The sequence below is a fragment of the Roseovarius salincola genome, from assembly GCF_026891095.1.
Lineage (GTDB): Bacteria > Pseudomonadota > Alphaproteobacteria > Rhodobacterales > Rhodobacteraceae > Roseovarius > Roseovarius salincola.
Genome location: NZ_JAPTNL010000021.1, coordinates 30,277 through 53,045, shown reverse-complemented (window position 1 = coordinate 53,045; position 22,769 = coordinate 30,277). Strand labels below are relative to the sequence as shown.

The window sequence follows — 22,769 nt, the reverse complement described above, 5'->3', positions numbered from 1 at the left end:
TCATCGAAGGCGTCACATTCACCGACGGTGTCGCCACAAACGACACTGCAAACCGCGCCGCTTGATCAGGCCGCGTCACCCAAAATCACGCATAGCTCTCTGACCCTGCTTGTCAGGCCGACGCGACCGGCCCAGAGCCGCCGTTCGTGACTTACGCCGTGAATGACGCGAATTAGCCCAGAGAGAACGTTGAAGCCCGCTAAGAAGTATACTGTCTATCCTTTTATGATATTATTAGATTATGTCGGAGATTACAGTTGTCTTAGAAAGCACTATCACCTGCCCACAATGCAGCTTTTCTGCGATCGAGACGATGCCGACCGATAGCTGCCAGTGGTTTTACGAGTGCAAATCCTGTGGATCGATCTTGAAGCCGCTCCCAGGTGCTTGTTGTGTTTTCTGCTCCTATGGCACGGTGCCGTGCCCACCGATCCAACAAGGCGATAGCTGCTGCGGGTAAATCGCGTCCGTGGCTTCCCTCGAAAAAAAGCCGTTCCAAACACTGGTCTTCAGGTCGCGAGCAAGTCAGCTGTCTTCGCGTAGGGTTTTCATCCGCTCCCGGTATTCCTCCGGCTCGATTTCACCTTTCGCAAGCCTGTCCTGCAAAATCTGCTCGGCTGAACTATTACCTTGGCCGCTAGAGCTCCCATTGTCGCGATCGATGAACCACTTAACAGCCAGTATCGTGATTACGATCAACGCGCCCCAGAAGAGCAGCATGAACATTCCTCCAAAAAAACTGTGACCGTAACCGCCACCCCCCCACATATGGCCATAGTACTCTCGGCCATCTCCCGGTGAGGCATAAGCGGGCAGACTGGCGACAAGGGCTGCTGTTGTGAATGCGAAGAGTTTCATTGCAGGATTCCTTTTGTTTTTCAGAAAAGGATCCGCTTGGTGTCAGACACTAAGCGCGATCCTTCGCGCAAAATCTCATACAGGGAGCAGGCTCTGCGCTTGGCTTGCAAGACAGCTCACGTAATCGTGTGCGAAAAGATGAGGCCACTTAAGTTCTCCACGATCATACCTTTGATGGACCTGCGGATATCGGAGTGAAGCACACAAATCGCATTTTTTGAATGCGAGGGGTTGGGGCGCCCAGATGCGTTTCATACGTGATAAGCTACGAACGCAATAAAGGAGGAGCTGCTATGAAACGGATCACCACACCGACGCTTGCCCTGGCCGCGCTTTTGGCCATGGGCTTTTCAGCCGGGTCCGCGATGTCCCATGAAACTGGCCGGGAGGGATCTGTCGCCACAATGCCAATGCACGGCATGGGCATGGGTGATGCCCACGGATGGGAGCATGGCCAAGGCTACATGCATGGGTCCGGAATGATGCAAGGCTACGGTATGATGGGCGGTCCCGGCATGATGGGTGGCCCTGGCATGATGGGAAACATGTTCAGCCGCTTTGACAGTGACGGCGATGGAAGAATGTCGCCAGGTGAAATGCGTGAAGGGTTTGCTGAACGTATGAAAGAGTTCGACAGCGATGGCGACGGCAGCATGACTCTCGAAGAGTTCGAGGCCTTCCACGCTGCGATGATCCGCAACATGGTCGTGGATCATTTCCAGGCACTTGATGAAAATGGTGACGGCCGGATCACCGGCGACGAGATGAGTGCGCCAGCGGACCGGATGGAACGCTTTCAGAACATGCAACAACGCTGGCGTGAAAATCACATGCAGGGTGGTCAGCCGCGCGGCATGGGCAATGGTCGCATGATGAACGACGACTAAGCCTTTCCACACGAAACACGATTACGGACCGCCTCAGCGCGGTCCGTTTTCCTTAAAGGAGAACCAAAATGAGCTACACGATAAACCGCACCATCACCGAAGCCACGATCGAAGATATTGATACGCGGACCCGGTCGGCGCTGTCAGACCACGGCTTCGGGGTGCTGACCGAAATCGACGTCAAGAGCACTTTGAAGAAGAAAATCGGAGCCGAAATTGATGGCTACCGTATTCTTGGCGCGTGCAACCCAAACATGGCCTATGAAGCACTGCAGGTCGAACCGCAAGTCGGGGCAATGCTGCCCTGTAACGTAATCCTGCGGAAGGTTGACGATGGTGTGGAGGTCAGCGCTATCGACCCAGTTGCCTCGATGCAGGCAATCGACAACGATGACCTTAAGCATGTAGCGGGCCAGGTGCGAGAGATGCTCTCACAGGTCGTGAACGAAATCTAACGCGGTGCCGCGCTTTCCCAGGGCTATCTTGGCTCTGGGAAGCCTGCCCGCATGTAGGTAATGATTTTCCAAATTTCTGACCGTGACAGGGTATGCTTAAACGCCGGCATGTCCGTGCCGAAGTTCGCCCCTTCTTCGGAGATGGCCCACATAAGATATCCGTCAGCCGCCATTGGCGACTGCACGAAGTAGGTCAGGATCGCCGGCGACGGTTCCAAACTGCGGGCCGCCATGCCATTTCCAAGGCCGCGCGGCCCATGGCAGGAAGCGCAGTTCTGACGATACAGCGCCGCGCCCGATCGTACGGAGCTCTCAGTCGCCTGAAATGGGTTCCGCGCACGTTGGTAGGCACTCGGAACACCTTGGTTCATGTAGGTCCAATGACGAATGGCGCGCTGTCGCTGGCTTCCATGCATCTCTTGCCATTGCCAGCCATGGTGGTGTCCCATGGGTCCAGGCCCCATGTGGCCCCCTCCCCACCAGTCGGACGAGTGACGAATGCGCTCTTGATTGCAGCCAGCGATTGTCACCGAGCTGATTGAGAGCGCTGTCAGTAAAGAAATTCTTTTAAGAGTTCGAAGCATCTCGCCCTCCCTTCGAGCAGAATTTGCGTCAGGACAGAAATATCCAAACGCATGATTGCTCTTCTTAATGGTGCCGGTTTTGGAGGCTTAAAGCAATCTCGCATGTTTTTTCACTTGAAATGCTTGGATTTCACTACAAATGGCACACCGCGAGTTGAAAGCCCGGCATTTCGACGGCTGCGGCCAGAAGCTAGTCGATGTAAATCTCATCGATCAAAACCTACGCCCGACAAGTCCGCTGAGCCGCCATTGGTGCAGAGCGCAGCGAACGACTAGTGTCCGCCCGAGTGACCACTTCGCCTGCATTCCTGCGACAGTGAATATTCGATTTCTGTTCCACATGACCGGCTGCCACCGGGGTCGAAGTGCTCAGCTTAGGTGCGCACAAAACCCTTAATTTCAGTGTCCTACAGGCTCTGCACCAAACCGGGGGGAGTCATGAGGTTCGGAGAATACCCAGCCTATGAGACCGCATCCGGGCCTCCTGCCGCATGGGCCAGTACTCAGTCCCTCCCGCATAACCCTCGAAAACAACGAGAAAATCCGGCTGCAGCCGGATCGGGAGAAGTCTTTCGCGAGGGCAAGTGGCGGAGAGACAGGGATTCGAACCCTGGAGACGGTTACCCGCCTACACGCGTTCCAAGCGTGCGCCTTCGACCACTCGGCCACCTCTCCGTGCGGCTCTCTTTAAACGTCCACAAACGGGCAGTTCAAGGGGTTTCTGTCACTCGGCTGTATTCCCCCTGCCGCCACCCGACGCGGCCTGCGCGGGGAAACCGGCGGGGCGCGATCAGCGCCCGTCGCCGCCACCGTCCGCGCCATCCTCGCCCTGGCCCGCATCCTGGTCACGCTCGGTCTCCTCCAGATCGCCTTCGTTCAGATGCGCCGTGGTATCGGTCCGCGATATCTTGCCAGCCTCGCGCGACGCGTTGGCGTCGCGTCTCAGGGTCTCGGGATTTCGCAGCCACAGATCCTGCTGCGGGAACGGAATCTCGACACCTTCCTCGGCAAAGCGGCGGGCGATCTCGTGGTTCATGTCCGACCGGACATTCAGAACGAAATTCACATCCCGCAGGATCGCCCGGATCTCGAAATCCATCGAGCTGTCGCCGAACCCCTGGAACACCACTGCGGGCTTGGGGTTGGCCAGAACCATCGGATGCGCTTCGGCGATCTCCTGAAGGATTTTCTCGACCTTGCGGGTATCGGTGCCATAGGACACGCCGACCGGCACAATGACCCGCCCCACCGTATTGCCACGGGTGTAATTGGTGACGGTTCCACTGACGAAATCCGCATTGGGCACGATCACATCCGTGCGGTCAAACGTCTCGATCCGGGTCGAACGCACCGAAATGTCGCGCACATAACCGTGCTGGCCGCCCACCTCGATCCAGTCGCCTTCCGAAATCGGACGCTCGATCAACAGGATGATCCCCGAGACGAAGTTCGACACGATATTCTGCAAGCCGAAACCGATCCCGACCGACAGAGCACCGGCGACAATGGCCAGGCTGCTCAGGTCGATCCCGGCACTGGTGATGGCGATGATGGCCGCAAGGAATATCCCCAGGTAGCCCACACCTGCGACGATCGCATTGCGCCCGCCGGGATCCATCCTTGTCTTGGGAAGGATCGAATTCTTAAGCGCCCCCTGCGTCAGGCGCGTCACCAGATACCCAAGCGCGAACACCAGCGCGAAGGTCAGGAAGATCGTTGGCGAAATCCGCGTTCCCCCGATCGAGACACCTTCCACGAAGCGCGTCCAGAGTTCGGTCAGGTCGGCCACCCGCGCGCCCCAGATCAGCGCAAAGAGCGGCATCGACAGCAGCACCAGCACAAAGCCGACCATGACCGGGATCAGCGACTCCGCCGCCCCTTCGACATTGCCCGTCAAAAGCGCATAGAGTTCAAGCACGACCCGCTGAAGCACCAACAGCGCCGCAATCAGCATCAGCGACAGAAGCGACGGGAACAGCAGGAATTTCGCAAGTGAGAAATACCCCGCCGCCCCCAGAACCGGCACCAGCACCGCCAAAATGATCATGGTGCGTGTCATGATCCCGGCAAGCCGCGAATTGTGGGCTTCCTCGCCCGCTGCCGCATCTTCTTCGCTTCGCGCATGCGCCCCCAGCAAGCGACCCAGCCGCCACAACAGCAGAGACGCGATCACTATGGCCGGGAACAGGATTACATTGCCTGCCGCCTCGGACCAGTCGAAGATCTCGCGCATCCCGTTGCCCAGGTTCAGCGCCGCGATCAGCAATCCGAGCGACGCCCCATACCAACGCCCCCTCAGGCGCGCGTCGGGCTCGAGGTCCAGCAACGGTCTGCGCGTGTCTTCGGCGGGGAATACCCTTGTCGCCAGCCAGCGCGCCACGAGAAAGATCAATGACGCGCGCACGATCTCTTGCAATAGCTGCTCACCCTGCTGCCCCAGGAGCCCGGAAACCATCATCAACACGCTGATCGCGACAAGGCCGAAATAGGGCAGAGCGAAACTGCCCAGCGACACGACGAACCCCGCGATCCAGCGCCCCGCGCTTTCACGATCCCGAAGGATACGCCGGCTCAGCCGCCGACTCCAGCGCCGCCCCTTTGTGATCAGAACAAGTCCAATAACGAACAGCGGCACCGTTACCGGCAGGCTGTCCCCGATCGATCCCCGTTCCACCGCATTGTTGAATGATGTGCGCGTTTCGCTCATGAGCGAGGTGCCTGTGGCGTAAAGTTCGCTCAGTGCGTCGGGCCAGTGGACCGGATTGACAGGCGATGGCCCGATCTGCAACAGCGCCTCGGTCTGGCGATCCCGGATTGTTTGATCAATGCTGCGGATCAGCCCATCAGCACGGCTATAGGCCAGCTCGGCCCGTTTACCCGGCGCCTGAAGCTCGGTCAGCCGCGCATTGAGATGTTCGCGCTCCAGCGCGATCTCGCGAGATTCCCCGCCCTCCTCGGGCGCCGGTCCAAGCGCTTCAAGTTGGCGTTGCACCGTTGCGATACTGCCCGCATTGACGCTTTGCGCCTCAAGGAACCTTTCGCGCCATTCTGTCAGCTGCTCACGCAGCCGCTCAAGCTCATGGCTCGCAGTATCGCCCGCCTCCAGGGCATTCTCGGCGGTGGTGGCAAACTGCTCCCAGCGGTCAAAATCGGGGGCTCTGTCAGATGCGCTGGCGGCTTCCTGCGCAACGGCCGCCGTCACAGCAAATCCGCCGCCGCTTCCGGTAAAGATGGCCAGCATCAGCGCCAGCAGAACCTGACGGAAGATGCGTGTCACTCGACGAAGACTCCCGGAATGCTGCGGGGCGCCTCATCCAGCCAACCGGGTGTGGGCAGGCCCTTTTCGCGCAGGAAATCCGGATTGAACAGTTTCGACTGATAGCGCGTGCCGTAATCGCACAGCACCGTCACGATCGTGTGCCCCGGTCCCATTTCTCGCGCGAGGCGGATCGCGCCCGCAAGATTGATCCCCGACGACGCGCCAAGACAGAGCCCCTCATGCTCGAGAAGATCGAACACGAGCGGCAGCCCCTCTTCGTCGGGTACTTGGTAGGCGAAATCGGGGCTGAAGCCTTCGAGGTTGCGGGTGATGCGCACCTGCCCGATCCCTTCCGCGATCGAGCTGCCATCCCCCTCCAGTTCTCCGGTCTTGTAATAGGAATAAAGCTTCGCACCCATCGGGTCGGCGAGGCCGATCTTCACGTTCCTGGGCTGCAACGCCGCGGCGACACCGGCCAGCGTGCCCCCCGACCCGACCGCGCAGCAGAACCCGTCGACTTTGCCGCCGGTCTGCTCCCATATTTCGGGGCCTGTGGTTTCCACATGCGCCTGGCGGTTCGCGACGTTGTCGAACTGATTGGCCCAGATCGCGCCATTTGGTTCGGTTTTGGCAAGTTCTTTAGCTAACCTATCAGAATATCGAACAAAATTGTTTGGATTTGAATAGGGCGCTGCCGGCACCTGGACAAGATCAGCGCCCGCAAGGCGCAGCATATCCTTCTTTTCCTGGCTCTGCGTCTCGGGAATCACAATCACCGTCTTGAAGCCCAACGACGCGCCGACCAAAGCCAGCCCGATGCCGGTATTGCCTGCGGTGCCCTCGACGATGGTGCCGCCGGGTGCCAGTTCACCGCGCGCCACAGCGTCACGGATGATATAGAGCGCGGCACGGTCCTTCACGGACTGGCCCGGATTCATGAACTCCGCCTTGCCGAGGATCTCGCAACCGGTCTCCTCGCTGGCACGGCGCAACCGGATCAGTGGCGTTTTGCCGACCGCTTCGGCCAGATCCTTCGCGATACGCATTGACGCTGCTCCTCTCTCCGCTCGTTCCCCAAGACTTAGTGCCCGGCGCAATGGAACTCAAGCAGACGCGCGCAGCCGGGCACGTTCACGTGAAAGCCAGATCAGCGACAGGACCAGCGGCCCGTTATCCGCCTCGCCCGAGGTCAACAGCTCCATGGCGCGCTCGAATGATATCACATGCGTTCGGATGTCCTCATGTTCGCTTTCCAGCCCCCCGTGCCCCTGCCCTTCGTCGGGCAGATCGCACAGGCCAAGATAAAGGTAGAAGTATTCAGTCGAACACCCCGGCGAGGAATAATGCCCCGCAATGAACTCCATCCGCTCAAGATCGAGTCCCGCCTCCTCCATGCACTCACGCCGTGCAGCGGCTTCGGGTGTTTCACCCGCATCGATGCGTCCCGCCACAGGTTCCAGCATCCATGGACGCGGATCGCCCCGCGCATAAAGCCCCATGCGGAACTGCTCGACCAAAAGCACACGGTCTCGTCGCGGATCATATGGCAAAACCAGCGCGGCATCGGCGGCAACGAACACTTCCCGGCGCAGCGGGGGGCTCATGGTCCCGTCGAAACCGGGATACCTCAGGGTATATTCGCGGGTCAGGAAATAGCCTTCATGGGGCGTGTGGCGCGCAAGACAGGAGACCTCGCTTGCCGGAGTCGCGCTGCGCAAATTGGCCGGGGCACCATCGGCCGCGGCCTGGCGCGATCCGGCGCGCGACAGGATCATGGGCATCCGCCATGCCAGCCCGGCGGCATCCATACGCCCGAAATAGCGCATGGCCTCTGCGCTGGCATCAAGTGCCAGCGCGCCCCATCGCGATTCCCAGGCTGCCATCGACCATGCCCCGACCTCCGCCTGCACCGTGTCTGCCTGCGCCGCGACGAAGGCCAGCGCGGCAGTGCCATCCGCCAATCTGACAGGGCGCATTTCGTGCCCCAAGCCTTCGGCAAAGAAAGCCAGACGCGCAGCGGCCGCCTCCGGAGGTGCTCGCAGCACCAAACCTTCGACCTCAGCGCCCGGCGCGTCGGCAAGCACGGGAAAACAAGCCATTCCCGCATCATTGAGCGCATGTCCGGGCAATGTCGCGGGCAAGGCCTCGAGGTCGGCACGTCCCGCTATCACCGTCATCAGCGGAGACCATGCCATCGGGCCTGCAATGAACAAGGCCTCCGTCTGATCAGGACCAGCGATGCGACACCCATTCTCCGAAAAGACCAATTACAACTCCGCCTCCCACCAGCAGGCCGATCAACGGCCCATGAAGCAGCAACAACGCATATTCGGTGGCGATGTCGAAAATCATCACCAACCCTTCCATCACGCCCTGCACACGACGGTCCAGCGCCAGTTCCAGCATCCTGTAAAGGCTCATCAGGAACAAAGACACGATCACCAATGCCGCCATCCCGGTCAGGCCCGCGCTCAACCCGTTCGACCAGCCATAACCAAGGCGCTTGCCGGTCACCCGCCACCCGCAGATCAACCCGAGCGCCGCATTCACCTCCCTGAATATCCCAAAGCTGGTCCCCTCTGGCATCAGCGGCGGGATCATTCCCGAAGCCACCCAGCCAAGCGCCGCCAGCATCAGGGCGGCAACGGCGCGGGCCGCGGTGGGCATGGTGTCTGTGACGGGCATTCAGCCGGGCCTTGCAATCGTGATCTGTGTCACATCGCAATTACCCCCGCGAAAGGCCCCTGCACAAGAGGTGAGATAGAAATTCCACATCCGCCGGAAGCGCTCGTCGAACCCAAGACGCGCCACATCGTCCCAACGGGTGTTGAAACTTTCGTGCCAGCGCCTCAGCGTCTGGCTGTAGCTCTGGCCGAACTCGTCCGAGCTCAGGATTTCAAGCCCGCTGCGCCGGACCTCTTCGCTCAGGATCTGTGGACTGGGCAGCATCCCCCCCGGAAAGATGTATTTCTGGATGAAATCGACGCCCGTGCGATAGGCATCCCAGCGGGCATCGGCGACGGTGATGATCTGCAACACTGCTTGCGCGCCGGGGCGCAGACGTTCATGCAGGCTGCGGAAATAGACTGGCCAGTAACGCCGACCCACCGCCTCGAACATCTCGATGCTGGCGATGCCGTCATATGTGCCGCGCTCGTCGCGATAATCCTGCAACTTGAACTGTACCTGCTCAGACAGCCCGGCCTTTGCGATCCGCGCACAGGCGTAATCATATTGCGCGCGGCTGATGGTCAACCCCGTCACCCTGAGCCCGCGCTCACGCGCGGCATATTCGGCGAAACCGCCCCAGCCACAGCCGATCTCCAGCACATGATCGCCGGGGCGCACCCCCAACCTGTCCACAAGCCGCGCGTATTTCGCGCGCTGCGCCGCCTCCAGGCTTTCCTGCCCGCTCTCGAACAACGCGCTGGAATAGGTCATCGTTTCATCCAGCCACAGCTGATAGAACGCGTTGCCCAGATCATAGTGATGGCTGATATTGCGGCGCGCCTGCTGGCGCGTGTTGCGCTGCAACCAGAAGCGCAGCTTCTCGTAAAGCTGCACGAGGCTCTGGCCGGGATAGCTATTGTACATCTCATCATTATCGGCGTTCACAAGGTCCATGAAGGCCTGAAGATCGGGCGTTGACCAACCGCCTTCCAGATAGGCCTCGCAAAACCCCAGATAGCCTTCGCGCACCATGCGGGTAAAAAGATCCGGGTCATGCACCACCACTTCAGCCACCGGGCCGGGTGCGGCGCCTTCGGCGCGAAACACCCGCCCGTCGGGCAGACGGATGTCCAGCCGCCCGTTTCTGAGCGTGCGCGCAGCAGCGAAACATCGGGCGAAATAGCGTGGCAGATCGGTCTGCCCGGCGGTTTGCGTCAGGATCATATGCTGGGTTCCGTTAACTCTTTTAGCACCAACGCTATTGCGTGCCGCCCCGATTGGGCAAGGATTTTCGCCCATGATCAGCCCTTTGCCGCCTCGTAAGCCGCCAGCGCGCGCGCGCGCCCCTCCTTCAAGCCGACCACGGGCGCGGGATAGGGATCATCGGGGCTGAGACCCCAGCTGCGTGGAATCGCCCTAAAATACGACAGCGCCTCGGGCGCGGGATCATGCCGACCCTCGGCGATCCAGCGATCCAGATAAACGCCCTCCGGGTCGAACTTCTCGGCCTGCGTTTGGGGGTTGAACACCCTGAAATAGGGCGTCGCATCGGGGCCGGACCCGGCACTCCATTGCCAGCCCATTGCATTGCTGGCCGGATCCCAATCCGTCAGGCAGGTCTCGAACCAGGCCTGGCCGATACGCCAATGGCTCATCAGGTGCTTCGTCAGGTAGCTCGCCACGATCATTCGCGCCCGGTTATGCATCCGCCCGGTCACATACATTTCGCGCATCGCGGCATCGACAAAGGGCATACCGGTGCGTCCCTGTTTCCAGGCGATCACTTCGGGGCAGGTCTCGTCGTTACTCCAGGGAAAGGCATCCCATTCGCTGCGCCAGTTCGCATCAACGATGCGGGGCGTGTGCCACAGGAGATGATAGGCGAATTCGCGCCAGACCAGCTCCTTGAGCCAGGTTTCCGCGCCCGCCCTGCCCTCGTTCAGCGCCCGCAGCCCCGCCTGCCAGCAGCGCCGCGCCGATATCTCACCAAGCGCCAGATTCTCGGAAAGGCCCGATGTCCCATCCTCGCCCGGCAGATTGCGCCGCTCCCTGTAATCGTCTATGGCGCCGCTCGCGAAACCACCCAGACGCCCAAGCGCCGCCGCCTCGCCAACGCGCTGCCAGGGGCGGCAGACATCGGCGCCGCGATTCATTGCCGCCCCCATTCGCCAATCTGTCAGCGCATCACTCTGCGGCCATGATTCGGGCGCCGGGATGCTCTTGGGCGCGGGTTCGGGCGCGGCCACGCTGCGATCCCTGACGGCGTTCCAGAACGGCGTATAGACCTTGTAGAAACTCCCGCTGCCGGTTTCGACGCTCCAGGGTTCGAACAACAGATGCCCCGCATGGCTGCGTGCCTCGAGCCCGTCATCCGTCAGCGCCGCCTTGACCGCCTTGTCGCGCGCCACGCTTTCGGGATCATAGGCGCGCGACCAGAAAACCGTGCGCGCCCCGGTTTCACGGGCCAATTCGCGCAGCACCTCAAGCGCCTCGCCCCGGCGCAGGATCAAGCGGCTACCCATCGCTTCGAGCCGCGCCGACAGATCTTCCAAAGACAGTCCCAGCCGCCATTTCGGCGCCGCGCCAAGCCCCTCGACAAGCGGGTCGTGGATGAAGACCGGGATCACCGGCCCGCCCTGCGCCAGCGCCGCCAGCAATGCGGGTTGATCGCTCAGCCGCAAATCGCGCCTGAACCACAGCAATGTGGGATGTGCCTGTTGCATGCGCTGCCTCTTGTTCCTTGTCCAGTCTTTACGGCGGCCCTGCCGCCACGGATCAAAGAACCTCGTCCAGCGCCTCGATCAGCCGGTCGATCTCGTCCTGGCTAGTGTAATGCACGAAACTCAACCGCAGCACGCCATTTTCCGGGTCGACACCAAGCGCCTTGAGCGGGCGCACCGCGTAGAAATCGCCGCCGCCCGCCATGATCCCGCGCGCCGCAAGCGCAGCCGCGGCCTCCGCCCCCGGCTGTTCCAGCGCCAGCGCCACCGTGGGCGCGCGCTCCGCCGCATCCGCCGGACCGATCAGCCGCACCCTGTTGCGGTCGCGCAGATGATCCAGCAGCGGCTGCAACAGCGCCGTCTCGTGCGCCCGCATCAGGTCGTGCACGCCCCGCATCCGCGCGCCGGCGTCGCCGTCAATCCCGTGATGCGCCGCCAGCGCATCGAAATAATCCGCCATGCCCGCGCTGGCCGCGACCTGCGCATGATCCGGCCCCGCCGGGGTGAATCGCTTGTAAAGCACGTCAGCATTGAAGAAATGCGCCTGATTGGGCAGCAGCTCGCCCAACTCGCGACGCATCACCATGATCCCCTGATGCGGGCCATAGGTCTTGTAGGCGGAGAAAAGATAGATATCCGGACCCATGCCGCCCACATCGGGCAGACCGTGAGGGGCATAGCTGACCCCATCCACGCAGACGAAAGCGCCCGCGGCATGGGCTGCGGCGGTGATCTCGACCACCGGGTTCAGCGCGCCCACCACGTTCGAGCAATGCGGGAAACAGACCAGCCGGACGGATTCGTCCAGCAGGTCGTTCAGGTCCTCCAGCCTGAGCAACCCTGTCTCGGGATCGATCCGCCACTCGCGGATCTCGATCCCTTCATCGGCCAGCCGCCGCCACGGCCCCGAATTGGCCTCGTGATCCTGATCTGTGACGATGATCGCCTCGCCCGGTCGCATCCACTGCCGGAAGGCCTGCGCCAGCACATATGTGTTCTGCGTCGTCGAAGGCCCGAAACTCAGCTCATCCGTGGCCACGCCCAGCATCGCGGCCAGCCGCGCGCGCGCCTCGTCCATTTCCTCGCCCGCCAGTCGGCTTGCTTCATAGAGGGCGTAGGGCTGCACCTTGCGCTGGCGGTAATAGCGCTCCAGCCGGGCAATGACCGGCGCACAGGTATAAGAGCCCCCGGCATTCTCGAAAAAGGCCTGGCCCTTGAGCGAAGGTTCTGAAAAGGCGGGAAACTGTGCCCGCACGAAATTGATGTCCATCTGCATGACGCCACCAAAACCCGCGCCGCGCCGGGCGTCAAGCGCGATACGCCCCCCGCCCGCAGCGCAAAAGCGAAAAGGCCCCGGACAATGCCGGGGCCTCTTGCGTTCCTTTTGCGAAAGCGCTGGCGCGTCTCAGCCGCGCTTCTCGTTCGAAAGGCCTTTCCAGATCGCATAGCACATCACCAGAAGCACCAGCGTGAATGGAAGACCGGTCGATATGACGGCCGATTGCAACGAGGCCAAGCCACCGCCGATCAGCAGCACGATCGCGACCGCACCCTCGAAGATGCACCAGAACACACGCTGCGAGACCGGCGCATCCACCTTGCCACCGGCAGTAATCGTGTCGATCACCAGCGACCCCGAGTCCGACGAGGTGACGAAGAACACCACCACCAGCACGATGCCGATCACCGATGTGATGGTTGCCAGCGGAAGCTGCTCGAGCATGTAGAAGAGCTTGAGTTCCAGTGCCGCGTCCTGCGCCCCGGTGTAGCCATCGCTGACCACCTGGTTGATCGCCGTGCCGCCAAAGACGGTCATCCACAGCACGCAGACCAAGGTCGGGATCAGCAGCACGCAAATGATGAACTCGCGCACGGTCCGCCCGCGGCTGACACGGGCGATGAACATCCCCACGAAGGGTGACCAGCTGATCCACCACGCCCAATAGAACGAGGTCCAGCCCTGGCTGAAGTTCACATCCTCGCGCCCGAACGGGTTGCTTAGCGCAAAGAGGTTTTGGAAGTAGGCCCAGAGACTGTCGAAGAACAGCGTGATCAGGAAGATCGGTCCACCCACCAGGAACACGAACAGCAACAGCATTGCCGCCAGCCCCATGTTGATCTCCGACAGGACCTTCACACCACCATCAAGGCCGCGCACCACCGAGATGAGCGCGACCGCAGTGATGGCCGAGATCAGAATCACAAGCAGCAAGGGGTTGTTGGCCACGCCACTGTCCTCGCTGTTGCCATAGGTGATCCCCATGAAAGCGCGCGTGCCCTCTGCGGCATCGCCCGATCCGAACAGGAATGTGAGCCCCGAGGCCGTCTGCTCTGCGCCAAAGCCCAGAGACGTGGCAAGGCCGAACAGCGTGGCGAAGACCGCCAGCGTGTCGATGATATGGCCGGTCCAGCCCCAGACGCGCTCACCGAACAACGGATAGAACGCCGAACGCAGAGTCAGCGGCAAGCCCTTGTTATAGGAAAACAACGCCAGCGCCAGCGCGACGACCGCGTAGATCGCCCATGGATGCAGACCCCAGTGAAAGATCGTGGCTGCCATGCCAAGGCGCTGTGCGGCGGCCTGATCGCCTTCGGACGCACCGATCGGTGCCCAGTCGGTGCGCGCCCCGTCCTCGCCGACGGATATGCCACCCATGGACGTCCCGAAATGGCTCATGGGTTCGGACACGCCGAAGAACAGCAGGCCGATGCCCATTCCAGCGGCGAACAGCATCGAGAACCACCCCAGATAGCTGTAATCCGGCGTCGCGTCCGCCCCGCCCAGCCGAACGCTGCCATATGGCGTCACGATCAGCAGCAGGCAGAAGATCACGAAGATGTTCGCTGCCCCGAGGAAGAACCAGTCAAACCCCTTGGTCACGGCCGAGAACAGCCAGCTGAACACATCGCTTGCCTGATCGGGTAATGCGAGCGAGTAGAATACGAACAGCACCACCGCAAGACCCGAGATGAAGAAAACCGGGTTGTGGATATCAAGGCCGAACGGACCGACCCTGGCTGTGATATTGTCCTGACCGATCTCGTAATCGGTCTCGATGAGATCCGCGTGCCCCTCGGGCGCGGGTATCCCCTGCATGTCTGTGTCGTCGTCGGCCATGCAAGAAGGCCCCCTTTTTTCTTGGCAAATCAGGTCAGTCACGCCGAATCGGAAGTTCGCGCATAGACACCCTAGCGGGCTTGATCCGGACGCCGCCCGTTGCTCCCTGACTGTGCGGGTCACCGCAAACAAGCGCCCGCGTTTCCCTCAGTTTTTCACAGAGAAGGTGACTTTTCAGCTCACCCTGTTCACTCTCCTGTGGCCAAGCGTAACAACCGGCTTCACCGGAAGGCAAGCAATTGCGCCCATTTTTTAGCCGAATACGACGCTGGCGCGGTTTGATCTTTGTCCACCCGCCAAGGCCGCGCCGCATGGATCGCGGCTTCGTTATCTATAACGGCCGCCGCGTTGCAGGACCTCGATCTGATATCCATCGGGGTCGGTGACGAAGAAGAATCTGGCGATCACCTCGCCCCCGGGCGCAAACTCCACCAGTTTTCGCGGCGCCAGCCCCTGGGCCTCGAACCGCGCATGTTCTGCATCCAGATCATCGACCGACACGGCCAGATGGCCATAGCCGTCGCCATGATCATAGGGCGCGCCGCGTCCCTTGTTTACCGTCAGCTCCAATTCGAACCCGCTTTCGGCATTGCTGAGATAGATCAGGGTGAAATCATCGAAATCGAGCCGCTCCGCGACCTCGAAACCGAAAGCCTTGCGGTAGAATGCGACCGACCTCTGCTCGTTCAGAACCCGGATCATGCTGTGGATCATCTTGGCCATGTTGCCCCCTTGGTTGTCCTATACTCTCGCGCACCCTGTGCGCTGCGGGCCGGAATATGAGCTTTGCCGCCCCCTGAAAACCCGCCTTGCGATAATGACGGCGCGCCGCACTTGTCCTGACAGCGCGCGCCCCGTCGCGCGGACATTCAATGCAACTCACCCCTTTGCAAATCGCGCAGCCCTGCCTATATTCCAACTGTCCCATCTGGGACTATGGACATAAACGCGCTCGTAATAAGCGGATCGGACCCGGGGGCGGTACCCGGCGGCTCCACCAATAAACCTTTCGTTGGAGGTGGTTATGGGGCCGAAACAGGATCGACGAACGTCTAAAGGGGTTAGCTTTGTCCCGGTGAGATACCACCGTTATCGGTTCGCTAAAGCATAATTGCCAACGACAATCGTGCTCCGGTCGCCGTTGCTGCGTAAGCAGTAACAAGACCGAAATCTTAAGCCCAGTCCTCTAGCAAGGGCTGGCGGGGTTCGCAGGCACCTGGCAACAGAAGCCTGCATTTTATCTTAAAAAAGCAGTTCAAGAACCTGTTTTTATGATGTTTTTGCGAAATAAGTGAAAGCTCTTGAATTTACCATGCAGCGCGGTATCACCCTTGCATGGGACCAGACCTCCTACATCTCGTGCGTGTCTTCGGCCGCATCGGCGTGCTCTCTTTCGGCGGCCCTGCGGCGCAGATATCCCTGATGCACAATGAATTGGTCCTGCGCCACAAGTGGCTGGAGGAAAAACAGTTTCTTGGCGCCCTCTCGTTTTGCATGCTGCTGCCCGGCCCCGAGGCCATGCAGCTTGCAACCTATGCCGGCTGGCGGCTGCGCGGGGTTCCCGGCGGATTGATTGCCGGGCTTCTGTTCGTGTTGCCGGGGGCGGCGGTGATCCTCGGCCTGGCGCTCGGATATGCCAGCTTTGGCCAGATGCCGGCGATCCAGGCGATCTTTGCCGGGATCAAGGCGGCGGTGATCGTCATCGTGCTTCAGGCGCTTCTTTCTCTTGCGCGCCGCGCGCTGTCGGGTTGGGATGACTGGGCGCTGGCGCTGACGGCCTTCGCTGCGATGTTCTTTCTTTCGCTGCCCTTCCCGCTGATCATCCTCGCCGCTGCGCTCTGGGGGCTTGTTCGCGCAGGGTCAGCCGCGGCCCCCTCGCCCGCATCAACAGTTCCCGCGCGCGTTCCCCTCGCTCAAACCCTCGGCACTGTAGCTCTCTGGGGCACGCTCTGGGCGGCGCCGATCCTGCTGGCGTGGGCGATGGGCGCGACATTCCTGACCGAAATCGCGCTTTTCTTCTCGCAACTCGCCGTCGTCACCTTCGGCGGCGCTTATGCGGTGCTGGCCTACATGACGCAGGCCGTCGTCGAAACCCATGGCTGGTTGACCACGCCCCAGATGATCGACGCGCTGGGGCTGGCGGAGACCACGCCGGGGCCACTGATTCTGGTGACCCAGTTCGTGGGCCTTCTGGCGGGCTTTTCGCAGGGCGGCCTCCCTCTGGCTCTGCTGGCCGGGGCGCTGACGCTCTGGGTCACCTTCACACCCTGCTTCCTCTGGATCTTCGCCGGGGCGCCCTATGTCGAGGCGCTGCTTGCACGCCCGCGCCTCAAGGGCGCGCTTTCAGGGATCTCGGCGGCGGTGACCGGCGTAATCCTCAACCTTTCGGTCTGGTTCGCGTTGCATGTGCTATTCGATAGCATCACCCGCACCCCATTCGGCCCGCGCCCCGAACTCGCCACCTTCGTGCCGCTCAATGCCGCGCTGGTGGTGCTTGCGGCGGTCTTTCTGCTCGTCCTGCGCCTGCCGATGATCGTCGGTCTTGCCCTCATGGCGGCGGCGGCGGGCGGCTTGCATCTTCTGGCTTGAAACCACGCAAGAGGGCCTTTTGTTTTAAATCGAATCCCCTATGCTGACCCGCAGGAGGTTCGGGAAACAGATGTCTCGATCGATCGATTATGGAAAACTGATGCACGAGGCGATGCGCGGGCTGATCCAGCGCGTACTTGTCGGCGTGCAGGATAACGGTCTGCCAGGCGCGCATCATTTCTTCATAACCTTCGATACGACCCATCCCGACGCACGCCTCGCCGACTGGCTGAAGGAACGTTATCCTTCGGAAATGACCGTTGTCATGCAGCACTGGTTCGACGATCTCGAAGTGACCGTCGACGGGTTCTCGATCACGCTCAACTTCGGCGATGCGCCCGAGACGCTGTATATCCCGTATGACGCGATCAAGACCTTCGTCGACCCCTCGGTCGAATTCGGCTTGCGCTTTGATTCGCAGGATGACGACGAAGAACTCGATTCCGAGGCGGACGATGCGCCCGATGAAGATGACAGCGACCCGGACACGCATTCCACAAGTGGCGAGGCCGAGGTCGTGAGCCTTGACAGTTTCCGCAAATAGCGCCGCCGTTCTCGCCTACCTGAAGCGCCACCCGCAGGCGCGCGGTATTCCATTGCATACATCATTGATCTTTCCGCACCGTCCGCTATGAGAGGGACGGCCTTTTTCGCGAGGGAGATCCATCCATGACCGCCACCCGCACCGAAACCGACAGCTTCGGCCCGCTCGAGGTTCCGACCGACAAATACTGGGGCGCGCAGACGCAGCGCTCGATCATGAATTTCCCCATCGGCTGGGAAACGCAGCCGGTCGCCATCGTGCGCGCACTCGGCGTGATCAAGAAGGCCTGCGCGCAGGCCAACAAGGAAAGCGGCGCGCTTGACGCGAAACTGGCCGACGCCATCATCGCCGCCGCAGGCGAAGTGGTCGAAGGCAAGTTCGATGACAACTTCCCGCTCGTGGTCTGGCAGACCGGCAGCGGCACCCAATCGAACATGAATGCCAACGAGGTAATCGCCAACCGCGCCATCGAGATGCTGGGCGGCGAGATCGGCTCCAAGGATCCGGTCCATCCCAACGATCACTGCAACATGGGGCAAAGCTCGAACGACACCTTCCCGACCGCGATGCATATCGCCACCGCCATGAGCCTGCGCGACGTGCTGATGCCCGGCCTTGAAAAGCTGCTCCGCGCGCTCGAGGCCAAGCAGGAAGAATTCAAGGACATCATCAAGATCGGCCGCACCCATACGCAGGACGCCACGCCGCTCACCCTCGGTCAGGAATTCTCGGGCTATGCCCAGCAGATCCGCCAGGGCATTGCCCGCATCAATGCCGCCCTGCCCGGCATCTACGAACTCGCCCAGGGCGGCACCGCCGTCGGCACCGGGCTCAACACCCGCAAGGGCTGGGGTGAAAGCGTCGCCGCCAACATGGCCGAGATCACCGGCCTGCCCTTCGTCACCGCGCCCAACAAGTTCGAATCCCTCGCCGCCCATGACGCGATGGTGTTCATGTCCGGCGCATTGGCGACGGTGGCGGGATCCTGTTACAAGATCGCCAACGACATCCGCTTTCTGGGTTCCGGCCCGCGCTCGGGCTTGGGTGAGTTGATCCTGCCCGAGAACGAACCCGGCTCCTCGATCATGCCCGGCAAGGTGAATCCCACCCAGGCCGAGGCCCTGACCCAGGTCGCCGCGCATGTCATGGGCAACGATGCCGCCATCAAGTTCGCAGGCTCGCAGGGGCATTTCGAACTGAATGTCTACAACCCGATGATGTCCTATAACCTGTTGCAGTCGATCCAGCTTCTGGGCGACGCGACCGACAGCTTCACCGAACGGATGCTGAACGGCATCGAGGCCAACGAGGAACGCATCGGCAAGCTGATGCGCGAGTCGCTGATGCTGGTGACGGCCCTTGCGCCCGAGATCGGCTACGACAACGCCACCAAGGTCGCGAAGACCGCCCACAAGAACGGCACGACCCTCAAGGAAGAGGCGATCCGCCTCGGCTTTGTCGATGAAGAGACCTTCGAACGCGTGGTGCGCCCCGAACAGATGATCGGCCCGCGCGACTGATTCCGCATCGAAACGGCGGGCTTACCTTCGGGGCGGCCCGCCCTGGCCTTTCAAAACAGTGGACGAATGGCGCCAAGCCGGTATTCTTGCAACCATGAGCAAGGTCATCAACCTCAATCAGGTCCGCAAGCAGAAGGCGCGCACCGCCAAACGCGCAAAGGCCGATCAGAACGCCGCCCGCCATGGCCGCAAGAAGGCCGACCGCGCGCTTGATGCGGCGCAGAGCGACAAGGCGCTTCAGGATCACGAGGCCCACAAGCGCGACGAAGACGAATGACGCCACCGCTGAACGCCAGATGATGTCGCATCCCGCCAATGCCCGCCCGGTGAAACATTCGCTCACCCTGCATGGCCACCGCACCAGCGTCTCCCTCGAAGATGAGTTCTGGCAGGCTTTCCGCGCCATCGCCGCCGCGCGCGGGCAACCGCTCAACGCGCTGGCCGCTGAAATCGACGCCGCGCGCGGGGTGGATACGGGCCTCGCGTCGGCGATCCGGCTTTTTGTGCTGCGCCACTACCGCAACGCGGCGCGCTGATCCTCAGCTTTCAGACGGATCGACCGGCTTGCGCGCCACGATCAAATGCGCACGCGGGCGCGCCGGGTAATCGCCGGTTTCCTCTATGACGAACCCGGCGGCGCGCACGGCGCCCTGCACGTCGTCAGGATCGAGGAAATGCAGATCAGGCGGCACCTTGCCCAGCAGGCGCAACACCGCGATAAGCGCCCGGAAATGCCAGGCATGGCGCCCAAGGCAGATGGTCTTGCTGATGAATACCCCACCCGGCTTCAAGATTGCCTGCACCCGCGCCAGCGTCGGGTTCATGTCGTCCAGCAGATGCAGGAAATTGAAGGCCAGAACCGCATCGAAGCTGCCCGGCGCAAAGCCCGCGTCAAACACATCGCTCTGGCGGAACTCAAGGTTGCCGCCCTCGAAATCAGCCAGCTTTTCATTGGCGATGGCGATCATCTCGCCCGAAAGATCGCTCGCCGTCAGATGTCCCACATCCGGCGCCAGCAACAACGCCGTGCTGCCCGTGCCGCAGCCCAGTTCCAACACCCGGTCGGCTTCATTCAGATAGGCGCGCGTGCGCGCGAGCGTGGTTTCATACGCCGCTACATTACCGATCGGGCGCGCCGCATAGCGCCGCGCAACCCTGTCCCAGAATTGCGTCTCACCCATGCCCGACCCTTTCCTGACGCAGGCGCCACATCACAGGTGGCCAGCCTATCGCGCGTAAGCTAGCAGGTGCCACCCGCCTTGCAAATCTGACGGTACAGATGCCATGTCGCATGCCCCAGAAGCGGCAAGGCAATGAACAGGCCAAGAAAGCCCGGTATCAGCGCGAGAAATGTCAGCATCGCGATGAACACGGCCCAGGCCAGCATCGGCAGCGGGCTTGCCAGCACGGTCTGGAAACTGCTGATCATGGCGGTCACGAAATCCACCTCCCGATCCAGCAGAAGCGGCAACGACACGACCGTGATCATATAGAGCAACAAAGCGAACCCCGCCCCCACCAGCGTGCCGACCGCCAACATGCTCATGCCCTCGCGGGTCATGAACACCTCGAATGAACTCGAGACATTGGTCATGGTCGAAAACCCCATGAAGAGCGCAAAGATCATGTGGCCAAGAAAGAACCAGAACAGGAACAACAGCACAATCACGGCGCAGATCGACGGCAATTGCCGCCGGCTCTGGCTGAAGATCACCCCGAAGACCGCGCCCGGCTCCAGCGGCACGCCCATCTCGCGCCGATGGCTCACCTCGTAGAAACCGACCGCCGCGAACGGCCCGATCAAGGGAAAGCTGACGGCCGCGAAGATCAGCCAGTAGCTCTGCCCGGTCATCCAAGTGATCCAGGCCATGAACCATCCGATCGCCACATAGACCCCGGCAAAGATCACCGCATAGCCCGGCGCGCGGCGCATGTCCTCCCAGCCACGCCGTAGCGCCTCGCCCAGCATTGAGAATGTCACCGGTCCAAGCTCGGGCACGCCAAGCGGCTTGCTTTCATCCATTGCGCGATGTCCTCTCTGCTGGCGCAAGCCTAGCCAAGGCCGATCGCTGCGCAAAGATGCATTTTCCGCTCAGCTTTCAGGCGGGTGCCGCTCCGGCCAGCGCGTCGCGTCGTGATAGGCTTGCCCGAGTTCCAGCAATGCGCGGTCCGCGCCGCGCCGCCCGATCAACTGCACGCCCATCGGCAGGGTCTCAGCGCCAAAGCCCGCCGGAACCGCCAGCGCCGGCAGGCCCGCAAGGCTCGCGGGCACCACCACTTCCATCCAGCGATGATAGCTGTCCATCGCCTGCCCCGCGATGTCCTTGGGCCACTCCCATTCAAGGGGGAACGGCCAGACCTGCGCCGTCGGCATCACCAGCGCGTCATACCGGTCGAAAACCTCGGCGGCGCGCGTGAACCATTGCGACCGGATCACGCTGGCGCGATGCACCTCCAATGCGCTCATCGCGCGCCCGCGCTCGATCTCCCAGATGGCATCGGGCTTCAGGCGGTCCCGCGTTCCTGGCGATTCCAGCAGCGGCGCAAGATTGCAGGCCACAGACCAGCTGCGCAGCGTGGTCCAGCTCTCCCAGAGCGCATCGCGGCTGAACGGCGGCGCCACGTCCTCGACGACGCAACCCAGCTCCGCGAACACCGCACAGGCCGCGCGGCCCAGATCGGCGATGCCCGCCTCCATCGCAAAGGCGCCGCCCCAATCGCCCAGCCATCCGATCCGCCGCCCCGCGATCGCTCCGGAACCATCCAGCTTCAGGTCCGGCGCCGCACCCCCGTGCGGCTGGCGCGGGTCCGGCCCCGCCATCACCGCCAGCAACAGCGCCAGATCGTCTGGCGTGCGCGCCATCGGCCCCAGCGTCGCAAGCTGGTGCAGGAACGTATCGCCAGCCGGCTCGCTCGGCACAAGCCCCCAGCTCGGGCGCATCCCGTAGACATTGTTCCAGCCCGCCGGATTGCGCAGGCTGCCCATCATGTCCGATCCATCCGCGATCGACAGCATCCGCGCCGCCAGCGCCACCGCCGCGCCCCCCGACGACCCGCCACAGGTGCGTGCCCGGTCATAGGGGTTGCAGGTCGTGCCATGCACCGGGTTGAAGGTATGGCTGCCCAGGCCGAATTCGGGCGTGTTGGTCTTGCCGATCACGATCGCCCCGGCCGCGCGCATCCGCGCCACATGAATATCATCCTGCGCCGCGATCTGCCCCGCCAGCGTCGGCGACCCTTTCGAGGTCGCCAGGCCCGCCGCGTTCGACAGATCCTTGACCGCCACCGGCAAACCGTGCAGCACGCCGCGCGCCGGGCCAGCATCGGCCCTGCGCGCCTCGTCCAGCAGATCCGCCTCCCCGCGCATCGACACGATGGCATTGAGCGCCCCGTTCACCTGCCCGACCCGCTCCAGCGTCGCGCGCATCAATGCCTCGGCGCTCATCTCGCCGCTCGCGATCCGCGCCGCCTGAGCGCGCGCCGAAAGGTTCAGAACCTCATCCATGCCTTGCCTCCCTGCCCGTCCGGGCCACTGCTTCATCTTGCCGAAAATACTCTGCGGAGG

General features: G+C 62.0%; 22 protein-coding genes, 1 tRNA gene and 1 other RNA gene. 9 read left to right on the top strand and 15 right to left on the bottom strand.

The genetic code is table 11. The features are described 5' to 3' along the window. Positions 1–241 precede the first annotated feature (241 nt). Complete coding sequence (locus N5A93_RS17310) at positions 242–460, top strand: GDCCVxC domain-containing (seleno)protein (protein WP_268956348.1); 219 nt, start codon at positions 242–244, stop codon at positions 458–460. 65 nt (positions 461–525) lie between these two features. On the opposite strand, the gene N5A93_RS17305 is transcribed toward N5A93_RS17310, so the two are convergent. Next, positions 526–858: an SHOCT domain-containing protein gene (locus N5A93_RS17305; protein ID WP_268956347.1), complete on the bottom strand. Its 333-nt coding sequence runs from the start codon at positions 856–858 to the stop codon at positions 526–528. A gap of 293 nt (positions 859–1,151) precedes the next feature. On the opposite strand from N5A93_RS17305, the gene N5A93_RS17300 reads away from it, so the two are divergent. Both N5A93_RS17300 and N5A93_RS17295 read left to right on the top strand, forming a co-directional pair. Continuing rightward, positions 1,152–1,745, top strand: coding sequence for an EF-hand domain-containing protein (locus tag N5A93_RS17300; RefSeq protein WP_268956346.1), 594 nt, complete (start codon positions 1,152–1,154; stop codon positions 1,743–1,745). 68 nt (positions 1,746–1,813) lie between these two features. Then, positions 1,814–2,200, top strand: coding sequence for a DUF302 domain-containing protein (locus N5A93_RS17295; RefSeq protein ID WP_268956345.1), 387 nt, complete (start codon positions 1,814–1,816; stop codon positions 2,198–2,200). Positions 2,201–2,223: 23 nt separating this feature from the next. Here N5A93_RS17295 and N5A93_RS17290 read toward each other — a convergent pair whose 3' ends face one another. The 11 genes from N5A93_RS17290 to N5A93_RS17240 form a co-directional block, all read right to left on the bottom strand. Continuing rightward, positions 2,224–2,571 carry a c-type cytochrome gene (locus tag N5A93_RS17290; protein ID WP_268956351.1) on the bottom strand — a complete coding sequence of 116 codons (348 nt, stop codon included), beginning with the start codon at positions 2,569–2,571 and terminating at the stop codon, positions 2,224–2,226. 798 nt (positions 2,572–3,369) lie between these two features. After that, a tRNA-Ser gene (locus N5A93_RS17285) sits at positions 3,370–3,459 on the bottom strand. Positions 3,460–3,574: 115 nt separating this feature from the next. Further along, entirely contained in the window at positions 3,575–6,025 is a 2,451-nt protein-coding gene (locus N5A93_RS17280; protein WP_411289505.1) for a DUF3772 domain-containing protein, read from the bottom strand. A gap of 32 nt (positions 6,026–6,057) precedes the next feature. Beyond that, the gene (locus N5A93_RS17275; RefSeq protein ID WP_268956343.1) at positions 6,058–7,089 is read right to left on the bottom strand and encodes a cysteine synthase A; all 1,032 of its coding nucleotides are present in this window, start codon (positions 7,087–7,089) and stop codon (positions 6,058–6,060) included. A 57-nt stretch (positions 7,090–7,146) separates the two neighbouring features. Then, entirely contained in the window at positions 7,147–8,220 is a 1,074-nt protein-coding gene (locus N5A93_RS17270; protein WP_268956342.1) for an NUDIX domain-containing protein, read from the bottom strand. Between the two features lie 49 nt (positions 8,221–8,269). Continuing rightward, a complete protein-coding gene (locus N5A93_RS17265) occupies positions 8,270–8,728 on the bottom strand; it encodes a TrgA family protein (protein WP_268956341.1) in 459 nt (152 codons plus the stop codon). Next, positions 8,729–9,937, bottom strand: coding sequence for an SAM-dependent methyltransferase (locus N5A93_RS17260; RefSeq protein WP_268956340.1), 1,209 nt, complete (start codon positions 9,935–9,937; stop codon positions 8,729–8,731). A gap of 77 nt (positions 9,938–10,014) precedes the next feature. Further along, positions 10,015–11,436 carry a cryptochrome/photolyase family protein gene (locus tag N5A93_RS17255; protein WP_268956339.1) on the bottom strand — a complete coding sequence of 474 codons (1,422 nt, stop codon included), beginning with the start codon at positions 11,434–11,436 and terminating at the stop codon, positions 10,015–10,017. A 52-nt stretch (positions 11,437–11,488) separates the two neighbouring features. Then, positions 11,489–12,709 carry an aminotransferase class V-fold PLP-dependent enzyme gene (locus N5A93_RS17250; RefSeq protein WP_268956338.1) on the bottom strand — a complete coding sequence of 407 codons (1,221 nt, stop codon included), beginning with the start codon at positions 12,707–12,709 and terminating at the stop codon, positions 11,489–11,491. A gap of 129 nt (positions 12,710–12,838) precedes the next feature. After that, on the bottom strand, positions 12,839–14,551 hold the full coding sequence (locus tag N5A93_RS17245; RefSeq protein WP_268956337.1) for a BCCT family transporter: 1,713 nt from the start codon (positions 14,549–14,551) through the stop codon (positions 12,839–12,841). A 327-nt stretch (positions 14,552–14,878) separates the two neighbouring features. After that, the gene (locus N5A93_RS17240) at positions 14,879–15,274 is read right to left on the bottom strand and encodes a VOC family protein (RefSeq protein ID WP_268956336.1); all 396 of its coding nucleotides are present in this window, start codon (positions 15,272–15,274) and stop codon (positions 14,879–14,881) included. 159 nt (positions 15,275–15,433) lie between these two features. Here N5A93_RS17240 and ssrA point away from each other — a divergent pair. From ssrA to N5A93_RS17210, 6 genes are all read left to right on the top strand, one after another. Then, positions 15,434–15,788, top strand: a transfer-messenger RNA (tmRNA) gene (gene ssrA, locus N5A93_RS17235). 98 nt (positions 15,789–15,886) lie between these two features. Beyond that, positions 15,887–17,140: a chromate efflux transporter gene (chrA, locus tag N5A93_RS17230; RefSeq protein ID WP_268956335.1), complete on the top strand. Its 1,254-nt coding sequence runs from the start codon at positions 15,887–15,889 to the stop codon at positions 17,138–17,140. A 70-nt stretch (positions 17,141–17,210) separates the two neighbouring features. Continuing rightward, positions 17,211–17,684: an SspB family protein gene (locus tag N5A93_RS17225; protein WP_268956334.1), complete on the top strand. Its 474-nt coding sequence runs from the start codon at positions 17,211–17,213 to the stop codon at positions 17,682–17,684. A gap of 125 nt (positions 17,685–17,809) precedes the next feature. After that, the gene (gene fumC, locus N5A93_RS17220; RefSeq protein ID WP_268956333.1) at positions 17,810–19,204 is read left to right on the top strand and encodes a class II fumarate hydratase; all 1,395 of its coding nucleotides are present in this window, start codon (positions 17,810–17,812) and stop codon (positions 19,202–19,204) included. A 94-nt stretch (positions 19,205–19,298) separates the two neighbouring features. Continuing rightward, the gene (locus tag N5A93_RS17215) at positions 19,299–19,481 is read left to right on the top strand and encodes a DUF4169 family protein (protein WP_268956332.1); all 183 of its coding nucleotides are present in this window, start codon (positions 19,299–19,301) and stop codon (positions 19,479–19,481) included. A 22-nt stretch (positions 19,482–19,503) separates the two neighbouring features. Continuing rightward, entirely contained in the window at positions 19,504–19,740 is a 237-nt protein-coding gene (locus tag N5A93_RS17210) for a ribbon-helix-helix domain-containing protein (RefSeq protein ID WP_268956331.1), read from the top strand. A 3-nt stretch (positions 19,741–19,743) separates the two neighbouring features. On the opposite strand, the gene N5A93_RS17205 is transcribed toward N5A93_RS17210, so the two are convergent. From N5A93_RS17205 to N5A93_RS17195, 3 genes are all read right to left on the bottom strand, one after another. Beyond that, positions 19,744–20,385 carry a class I SAM-dependent methyltransferase gene (locus N5A93_RS17205; protein ID WP_268956330.1) on the bottom strand — a complete coding sequence of 214 codons (642 nt, stop codon included), beginning with the start codon at positions 20,383–20,385 and terminating at the stop codon, positions 19,744–19,746. Between the two features lie 59 nt (positions 20,386–20,444). Next, entirely contained in the window at positions 20,445–21,227 is a 783-nt protein-coding gene (locus N5A93_RS17200) for a DUF2189 domain-containing protein (protein WP_268956329.1), read from the bottom strand. Positions 21,228–21,296: 69 nt separating this feature from the next. Continuing rightward, positions 21,297–22,709: an amidase gene (locus N5A93_RS17195; RefSeq protein WP_268956328.1), complete on the bottom strand. Its 1,413-nt coding sequence runs from the start codon at positions 22,707–22,709 to the stop codon at positions 21,297–21,299. Between the last annotated feature and the right edge of the window lie 60 nt (positions 22,710–22,769).

Bases quoted from the DNA above. Each gene is read 5' to 3' on its own strand.
- N5A93_RS17210 (WP_268956331.1), top strand. From the start codon at position 19,504: ATGTCGCATCCCGCCAATGCCCGCCCGGTGAAACATTCGCTCACCCTG.
- N5A93_RS17255 (WP_268956339.1), bottom strand. From the start codon at position 11,436: ATGCAACAGGCACATCCCACATTGCTGTGGTTCAGGCGCGATTTGCGG.
- N5A93_RS17245 (WP_268956337.1), bottom strand. From the start codon at position 14,551: ATGGCCGACGACGACACAGACATGCAGGGGATACCCGCGCCCGAGGGG.
- N5A93_RS17260 (WP_268956340.1), bottom strand. From the start codon at position 9,937: ATGATCCTGACGCAAACCGCCGGGCAGACCGATCTGCCACGCTATTTC.
- N5A93_RS17290 (WP_268956351.1), bottom strand. From the start codon at position 2,571: ATGAACCAAGGTGTTCCGAGTGCCTACCAACGTGCGCGGAACCCATTT.
- fumC (WP_268956333.1), top strand. From the start codon at position 17,810: ATGACCGCCACCCGCACCGAAACCGACAGCTTCGGCCCGCTCGAGGTT.
- N5A93_RS17250 (WP_268956338.1), bottom strand. From the start codon at position 12,709: ATGCAGATGGACATCAATTTCGTGCGGGCACAGTTTCCCGCCTTTTCA.
- N5A93_RS17205 (WP_268956330.1), bottom strand. From the start codon at position 20,385: ATGGGTGAGACGCAATTCTGGGACAGGGTTGCGCGGCGCTATGCGGCG.
- N5A93_RS17280 (WP_411289505.1), bottom strand. From the start codon at position 6,025: ATGCTGGCCATCTTTACCGGAAGCGGCGGCGGATTTGCTGTGACGGCG.
- chrA (WP_268956335.1), top strand. From the start codon at position 15,887: ATGGGACCAGACCTCCTACATCTCGTGCGTGTCTTCGGCCGCATCGGC.
- N5A93_RS17300 (WP_268956346.1), top strand. From the start codon at position 1,152: ATGAAACGGATCACCACACCGACGCTTGCCCTGGCCGCGCTTTTGGCC.
- N5A93_RS17295 (WP_268956345.1), top strand. From the start codon at position 1,814: ATGAGCTACACGATAAACCGCACCATCACCGAAGCCACGATCGAAGAT.
- N5A93_RS17240 (WP_268956336.1), bottom strand. From the start codon at position 15,274: ATGGCCAAGATGATCCACAGCATGATCCGGGTTCTGAACGAGCAGAGG.
- N5A93_RS17215 (WP_268956332.1), top strand. From the start codon at position 19,299: ATGAGCAAGGTCATCAACCTCAATCAGGTCCGCAAGCAGAAGGCGCGC.
- N5A93_RS17195 (WP_268956328.1), bottom strand. From the start codon at position 22,709: ATGGATGAGGTTCTGAACCTTTCGGCGCGCGCTCAGGCGGCGCGGATC.
- N5A93_RS17310 (WP_268956348.1), top strand. From the start codon at position 242: ATGTCGGAGATTACAGTTGTCTTAGAAAGCACTATCACCTGCCCACAA.
- N5A93_RS17225 (WP_268956334.1), top strand. From the start codon at position 17,211: ATGTCTCGATCGATCGATTATGGAAAACTGATGCACGAGGCGATGCGC.
- N5A93_RS17305 (WP_268956347.1), bottom strand. From the start codon at position 858: ATGAAACTCTTCGCATTCACAACAGCAGCCCTTGTCGCCAGTCTGCCC.
- N5A93_RS17275 (WP_268956343.1), bottom strand. From the start codon at position 7,089: ATGCGTATCGCGAAGGATCTGGCCGAAGCGGTCGGCAAAACGCCACTG.
- N5A93_RS17270 (WP_268956342.1), bottom strand. From the start codon at position 8,220: ATGACGGTGATAGCGGGACGTGCCGACCTCGAGGCCTTGCCCGCGACA.
- N5A93_RS17200 (WP_268956329.1), bottom strand. From the start codon at position 21,227: ATGGATGAAAGCAAGCCGCTTGGCGTGCCCGAGCTTGGACCGGTGACA.
- N5A93_RS17265 (WP_268956341.1), bottom strand. From the start codon at position 8,728: ATGCCCGTCACAGACACCATGCCCACCGCGGCCCGCGCCGTTGCCGCC.